5 protein-coding genes and 3 pseudogenes are annotated in these 7,459 nt (G+C 63.7%); all 8 read left to right on the forward strand.

Annotated elements, in window-relative coordinates:
- Nucleotides 1-259: pseudogene (locus A3A5_RS41055) on the forward strand (ISAzo13 family transposase); the annotation flags it as partial.
- A gap of 1,003 nt (nt 260-1,262) precedes the next feature.
- Complete coding sequence (locus A3A5_RS0109000) at nt 1,263-1,517, forward strand: hypothetical protein (protein WP_157637166.1); 255 nt, start codon at nt 1,263-1,265, stop codon at nt 1,515-1,517.
- A gap of 864 nt (nt 1,518-2,381) precedes the next feature.
- Nucleotides 2,382-2,707 (forward strand): annotated as a pseudogene (locus A3A5_RS44570) (KfrA protein); the annotation flags it as partial.
- A 121-nt stretch (nt 2,708-2,828) separates the two neighbouring features.
- Nucleotides 2,829-3,095, forward strand: coding sequence for an H-NS family nucleoid-associated regulatory protein (locus A3A5_RS0109010; protein WP_026200600.1), 267 nt, complete (start codon nt 2,829-2,831; stop codon nt 3,093-3,095).
- A 182-nt stretch (nt 3,096-3,277) separates the two neighbouring features.
- Nucleotides 3,278-3,652 carry a LysR substrate-binding domain-containing protein gene (locus tag A3A5_RS38035; RefSeq protein ID WP_018310269.1) on the forward strand — a complete coding sequence of 125 codons (375 nt, stop codon included), beginning with the start codon at nt 3,278-3,280 and terminating at the stop codon, nt 3,650-3,652.
- Nucleotides 3,653-3,840: 188 nt separating this feature from the next.
- On the forward strand, nt 3,841-5,850 hold the full coding sequence (locus A3A5_RS0109020) for a response regulator (RefSeq protein WP_018310270.1): 2,010 nt from the start codon (nt 3,841-3,843) through the stop codon (nt 5,848-5,850).
- Nucleotides 5,847-6,486, forward strand: a pseudogene (locus A3A5_RS38040) (response regulator). The gene A3A5_RS0109020 and the pseudogene A3A5_RS38040 overlap by 4 nt, the downstream one beginning before the upstream one ends.
- 818 nt (nt 6,487-7,304) lie before the next feature.
- Nucleotides 7,305-7,459: helix-turn-helix domain-containing protein (locus tag A3A5_RS45605; protein ID WP_018310273.1), on the forward strand; the 155-nt coding region annotated here is incomplete at its 3' end.

Consider the following 7,459-nt stretch of genomic DNA (forward strand, 5'->3'; position numbering starts at 1 on the left):
TAATCCGATCGAGCACCGCGTGTTTCCACACATTACGCGAGCCTGTGCTGGCGTAGTCTTCAGCAGCGTTAGTCTGGTTCGTGAACTGATCGAAAAAGCCTGCACAAAAACCGGACTGAAAGTTACTGCTGACATTCTTGACGGAGTCTATGAAGCCGGACGGACAGTCACTCGTTGCGTCCGTGCTTCACTGAACATCGAGTACGACTCAACCTTGCCTGCGTGGAACTACAGCATCCGCTCACGGAACGCCGCATAGCGGGAAGTTATTTCGAGCACGTTCCTAAGGAGGCCGTCAAATGCCTGGTTGTGACCGAGTCTAGGCTCACAATTTGGGCGAGTACCAGGCCGGCCGGAACTTGCGAATGTCCCGCAGCTGTACATGTGCATCCAAACGTTCAGAAGCGCCAGTCACAGCGGTGGGCGTGCATCCGACGCTGCGTGGTCCACCCCGTTCCGTCGAGCGCGCTTTATCGGTGCTCGTTGCGGCGTTGGCATGGGATGCACCGTTGCGAGGCAAGCTGGCTTGATCTGCCGGAGTTTGTGGCGTGGCTCATAGGCGATGGGAGCGCTGAACCTCGCAAGGCTGCTACCAGAAGATTCGGTACTTCCTGGGGGCGGCGTCGGAGACCTCCCGATTGGTCTGTGGCACACTGGTGCCCGGAGTTCGAGGCACTGGCTCGTTGACCGGGTGCACCCTCAACTCGCTTCGGTCAATCGGGTGGAAGAAGGGAGAGGCCAGGCGCCCTGTGAGGGCAGACATCCGCCCGGCTGGGTGAGTTCTGTGCATGCTCGGCTCCTCGCTGCCCACTCGTTGTAGGGCAGCACCGTTCCACGTTCTGGCATGAAACAACAATGGACGGCTAGCCCGAAGGGCTGGATGACACCGCTATTTTTTTTCTGGCAAGACAGCGTTCGGGGGAACGGCAGATGACTTGCGTAGATGGAATATTAGGTTCGACTAGAACAACTGTCCACGTCACGTCCTTCCTTGGGGTCTAGGTAACCCGCCGCCAGTCCGCCAGGCGCACGGCGGGTTGGACGAGGCGCGGCAACGGATTCCCCGAGACAGGCCGAGACTGGGCGTAATATGCTAAGGTCAAACTTCGCGAATGGTCGCAGGTAGCATCGGGCAGAGATCCGCATGGTCACGCTTGTCTGTTCGGGGCTCCCCGGCTGTTGATTAGTCCCAAGCAAGAATGCTGAGCTGAATCGCCCCGCGTGCTGGCGGACTCCATTCGCGCCAGCAGGACGAGTCATGTATGGAAAGTCACAGGCGCGCTGGCTACTATGAATTCAAGGCTTATACCGAGCCACTTGCCAACGGAATGCACCAGGGTTTCGTGCTCGTTTGTCAACACACGTTTGCGGGGATACAGCAGTCAGTCTTTCGCGCGGGAAGGCCTTCGGTTGCAGAAACGGATGCCTTTGCCATGGCCGAAGCGCGAGTCGCCGATCTCATCGTACTGATCGGCACCGGACGGATGCCCAAAGCGACGCAGGTGGTGCCAGGCTAGGGCGCGCAGGCCAGACGGCACCTCCCGCACTCGGTGCAATTGCCAATCGAAGTGGTTGAGACGTCTACACTCAAATCGTTGCCCATGTCGCCACCAAGCCGGAGTACTTCGCAGCGGACAGGTCCAGCCCTGAGGTCGGCGATACCGCGCGGAAAACAGGGGCACTAGCTGATGGAATGTTGGCCGCGGCCTTTGGTTTCCCCTTCCTCAGATTGCGGTGACATATTGTCAAAGAACCATTGCGCCAAGTTCACGGCGACCGGGTTCCAGAACGTAGCTTAAAAGGCCCGCTTCCGGTTCTTGTGTCGAAGGCCGGGCGGCAAGCCCCCCTGGCCAGCAGCCGCAGAGCGCGAGTAGCTGCAGGGTGGTCTCAGACGGAACTCGGTCTTGGAGCGCGCTACGGTATGCGGTGTCAGCTGCTTCGGGCCATTCTGTGTACTTCAATTATCCCGCGGACCATATTTTGCGAATCCCGGCCGGCCCTCTATCCGTATCCGTCCATTCGGAGAAGAGGACCACTGCCTTGGCGCTTAGTCAGTCCCCGTTTTGGCGCGGTCTTCAACGCACGGAGCGTTACTCCACGGTGCGGCTCCGGTGGCGTTTAGTGAGCTGACGCGGCGGCGCCCGCGCAGCTCCTGCCAGAACGCCTGCAGCGCGTCGGCGGGCGTGCCCATGCTGCCCTTGCGCACCAGGCTGTAGAGGAGGGTCGGCCGGGGTGTGTCATGAACGCAAGCTCTCGCCTGCGTTCATGACACTGCCGGTCACCCCTCATTCCCAAGCGCGCGCACTTGCGGCGAGTCACTTCCGTTACAAGGTCAAATAGGCCTGCGGCCAAGATATGGCCTTAAGGTCGCGCAACTGGAGCGCCAAATGATCGAGGAGGGCCAGGCGGCGCTCGCCGCCGAGCGGCAGGCGTACGCCGCGACCCAGGCGCGGCTGGAGGTGGGCCGGGCGGAACTCGAGGGCGCGCGCCGGCAGCTGGACGAGTTGCGAACCCAATTCTCGACGGAGCTGGTGCGGGCCCGCGAACAGTCGTCATCGCCCAGGAACGGGCCGAGGCCCGGGCCCGGCTCGAGACCCAGGTCGCGGGGCTCACCGAGCAGCTCACCACACGGCTCGCGGCCGCCGACGCCGCCGCGCGGGAATCGGCCACCGACCTGGCCAGCGTCCAGGCGGCGTTGGCCGCGGCGTAAGGTCGGCGGCCCGGCGCCCCTTTAGCCAGCGACACACAACGCGAACCGCCAGCCGAAGCACATGGGGCGAGCGTTCCGAGCCCGGAAGATGGCAGCGACAGCAGCGACAACCAACACGATGACAGCAAACACTGCGCGGGCGGCGGCGATCCGCTGGATCCAGACCGAGATGGCCGACTACGGACTGACCATGGAGGAACTGGCAGCGGCGGGGTGCTTCGATCCACCACCACCACCACCACCAGCGCCAGCGCCAGCGCGGCCGCCGGTGGTCTGCTACCGCAACGCCGCGGGCCAGAGCTGGGACGGGACCGGCGAGATGCCGGACTGGATGCGGCGGGCGGTCAATGCGGGGCAGAAAGTGGGGTTTTACCGAGTCGGGTAAGAGCCCTCCAGCAAGCAGGACATCGGAGTATTGAAAATTTCAGTAAAATCAGAGGCTTGCCGAGGGGATGTGGCGAATTCTTTTCGAATCCCGGGCGCCCCTCACTTCGCTTGACGGTATCGCGCTGGGCACCACGCCCACCATCTGGGTTTGCGCGGCGGACTTTGTCTCGGACTTTGTCTATGAGCGCGGCGCCGGTGCCGCTGATCCTGGCCGACGAGCCCAGCCTGTTCCGCAAGTTGTCGCTGGACGCGCGGACGCAGTCCGGGGTGCCGTGGCGCATCGCCTACCTGGCGCCCAGCCTGATCGGCATCAAGGCCGCGCTGCGCGGCGGACTCGGCGTTACGGCGCGCAGCATCGACCTGCTGGCCCCGGACATGCGCATCCTGGGCGAGAGCGACGGACTGCCGCGCCTGCCGGACGTGACGTATTACCTGTGGGCCCGGCCCAATGCGGTCAATCCGGTGGCGCGGCATATGTTTTCGATGCTCAAGACGGCGTTGCAGCGGGGGGCTGGTCAGTGCCTGAGGCGTGTAGGTCGGAAGGCGAGATCGTAGGCAGACATGCGCGGCAGGGGAACAAGGAAGATTGCGCATCGATATGTGCGTCGCGATGGCGGTGATGTGGTAAGGATTTCCCTATTTCCGTTCGGGAAAGTCTTGATTTTAGGGAGTGATTTCAAGGCCATGTGGGGTAGTGGGATGCGGTGATATGCTGCACCCGCAATAACGTCAGCCAAGCAACCGTGGGTCAAGACACCGACGAGCCGCAAGTGCGGCGCACCATCCTGATCGTGGACGATGTGCCCGCCAATATCTCCATCGTTGCGCAGCACCTCGAGGCGCAGGGGATGTGCGTGCTCGTCGCGCAGGACGGTGAAGAAGCCCTCGAACGCGCCAGTTTTTCCCAGCCGGACCTGATCCTGCTTGATGTCAGGATGCCGCGCATGGACGGGCTCGAGACCTGCCGGCGCCTGAAGGCGATGCCGCAGACGCGGGATATTCCTGTGATCTTCATGACGGCGCTGTCGGCCACCGCGGACATGATGGACGCTTTCGCGGCGGGCGGTGTGGACTATGTCATCAAGCCATTCCAGCTGGCTGAGGTCATGGCGCGCGTCAATACGCACCTGTCGCTGCGGATCATGCACCGCAGGCTCGCACAGCAGAACGCCAGCCTGCAGGAAGAGATCGCCATCCGGCGCGCGGCGCAGCAGGAGGCGATGCGCGTGCGCGGCGAGCTCGAATACCGGGTCATACAGCGCACGCAGGCGCTGGCGCGGGCCAACGCGAGCTTGACGCAGGAGATCTCCGAGCGCTGCCGCGCGGAGGCAGCGCTCTCGGCCAGCGAAGCCCGCTTCCGCTCGATCGTCGAATCCAGTCCGGTACCGCTGGTGATTACCGCGATCGACGAAGGCCGGATCCTGTTCTGCAACCAGCCGTTCCGTGACCTCTTCGGCCTGACCGAGGCGCAGGCAACCGGGTTTGATATCCGGGAATGCTATGCCAATGCCGAAGCCCGGCAGGCGGCCGTACAGGAATTGCGCCGCGATGGCAGGGGCACGGCGCTCGAGATCGAGGCGTGCCATCGCGATGGCACTTCGTTCTGGGTCGTCGTCACGACGAGCCTGATCACATTTGGCGAGACCGCGGCCGCCTGCGTCGGCCTGTACGACATCACCGCCCGCAAGCGTGCGGAACTGAAGGTGGTCGCCAGCGAGGCAAGCTTGGCGAATGCGCAGCGCCTGGCGCGGCTGGGCGACTGGGAGTGGAACGCCGCGGACGGCGCAGTGCGACTGTCCAGGGAGATGTGCCGGATCCTGGGCGTCGACGAATGCCGGGTCCGGTCGCTGCGCGCACTCTTGCGTCATGTGCACCTGGAGGACCGGCGCTCGATCCTGGCCACGCTCAGCCAGCTGATGAAAGCGCCGGGAAGCACCAGCATCGACGTGCGTCTCAGGTATCGGGGCGTGAGCGATCATATCGTGCAGTGGCAGGCCGAGCAGCGCAGCGACGCGGCAGGCCGTTGCACCGGCCTGGTCGGCACGCTCCAGGACATTGCCGAGCGCAAGCGCATCGAGCAGGAACTGCTGGTCTCGCGCGAGCAGCTCAGGGAACTGTCGGGGCACCTGGAGGCCGCTCGGGAAGAGGAGCGCAAGCGCATCGCGCTGGAAATCCATGACGAGCTGGGCCAACTGCTCACCGCGCTGAAGATGGATGTGTCGCTGCTGCGCATGAAAATCGCCGGCAACCATGCTGCCGAGCAGAAGGCCGACGAGATGCGCGAGCTGGTCGAGCGGACCATCAGCATGGTCCGCCATGTGGCCAACCACCTGCGCCCGGCTGCGCTGAACTACGGCATCGTGTCGGCGCTCGAATGGCTCACCGAAGACTTCGGGCGCCGCCATCACGCGCATTGCCGGCTGACCGTCGACGGGCCCGAGCCGCGGTTGGACGATGCGGTGGCGACCGCCGCGTTCCGCATCGTGCAGGAGTCGCTGACCAATGCCGCCCGCCATGCGCGTGCCGCGCGGGTAACGGTGTCACTGAGCAACCGGCCCGACGGGCTGCTGCTGTGCGTCAGCGATGACGGGCAGGGCTTTGAAGTGGCGGCCGCGCTGCAGGGCGATTCCTACGGCGTGCTCGGCATGCGCGAGCGCGCCCGCATGATCGGCGGCAGCCTGAATATCGACAGCCAGGGCAGCAACGGCACCACCGTTTCCATTCACATCCCCCGCCAAGTGAGTGGAGCATGATTCGAGTTCTGATTGCGGACGACCATGCCATCGTTCGCAGTGGCCTTAAGCAGATCGTCGCCACCATCACCGATGTGGTAGTCGCGGCCGAGGCCGCGGACGGTGGCGCGGTGCTCGAGCAAATGCGTGCCGGCGAGTTCGGCCTGCTGCTTCTCGACATGACCATGCCGAGCATCAGCGGCATCGACCTGATCCGCCGCGTACGGAGCCGAGTGGCCCGATCTTGCCACCCTGATCCTGATCCTGAGCATGCACAACGAAGCACAGGTCGCCTCGCGGGCGCTGCGTGCCGGCGCATGGGGCTGTGTGACCAAGGACAGCGACTCGGAAATCCTGCTTGGGGCGATCCGCAAGCTGGCCGCGGGCGGCAAGTTCATCGACCCTGCGCTGGTCGACGCCATGGTCTTTCACCAGCGCGGTGAGGATGCTCCGGCGCACGAGGTGCTCTCGGACCGGGAACTCCAGGTGCTGCAGCAGCTCGCCGCCGGCCAGACCGTCAACGAAATTGCGGAGTCGTTTTCGCTGAGCGCCAAGACCATCAGCACCCACAAGATGCGGCTGATGCAGAAGCTGGGCTTGCAGAACAACGCCGACCTGATCCGCTATGCGATCAAGCATGGCTTCACGCAGGAGTAGGCGGCGTCACCCAACGGCCGCTGTAAGAATTTTCCTGCGATTGATTCAGGGAATGCTGAACGTGCATTCATCGTCCGCTGAATGCGGTGGCCGCTCGCGCGGCATACGATGGAATCATGGAAGCTGCAACGTCGGCCGGTAGTGCCGGGGCAGCCCGCAAGTGGAGCAAGAATGGGAGCAGACAAGTCATTGCGGTCGATGGTGGATAAATGGCTGGGACCGGCCGTGCCGAATCCACCGCGAGTCGCCTCGGTGGGGCGGCTGCGTGAGTGCGGCAGTCGATTCGTATGCGTGGAATCCGACCGCGTCACGGGCACGCTATCGATCGTATTTTTCAGGCATGGCGACGGGGCCTGGTATGTCTTTCCGCCCGTGACGAACAGGGCGGGACTGGCCGCCTATGGTGCGAGAGGCAAGGCGCGAGAGGCAGGGCGCGTGACGCAACCGTACCCAACGCCGGATGATAGTCCGGCGTTTTTTCAGGGGACAGGCTTGTTTGACGACCAAGATCGGTACGGCGCCGACAGTGGCGCGCGCCCGGAGGGTGCGGCCACGGCACCCTCGCTGCAGCCCTGCATGAATATGCACTGAGATCCGGCCTAGTATCCAGTGCCTACGTGCCGGACTACCTCACGCTGGAACGCCTGCGGATCTATTTCCGCTTAGGCCTGACGCCCAGCGAGGCAGCGCGGGCGTGTTTCCTGCCCTACTGCTAGTGTAGCGTTCTGTTCTTGATGGAACCTATATGAATTCGGCGTCTCCAATGCCCACACTGCGACACAGCGTGGAGAGAGTGAGTGCGAGTTGCCCCCGAGATCATGTTGACCGACGAGGAGCGAACCAATTTGACGAGGCTGGTTCGGTCGAAGCTCACGAGCGTGAGGCTGGCGCAGCGCGCGCGCATTGTGCTGCTGGCCGCCAACGGAATGCAGAACAAGGACATCGCCGAGCAGTTGGGAGTCGGACGCGTGCA

Source organism: Cupriavidus sp. UYPR2.512 (genome assembly GCF_000379565.1).
GTDB lineage: Bacteria > Pseudomonadota > Gammaproteobacteria > Burkholderiales > Burkholderiaceae > Cupriavidus.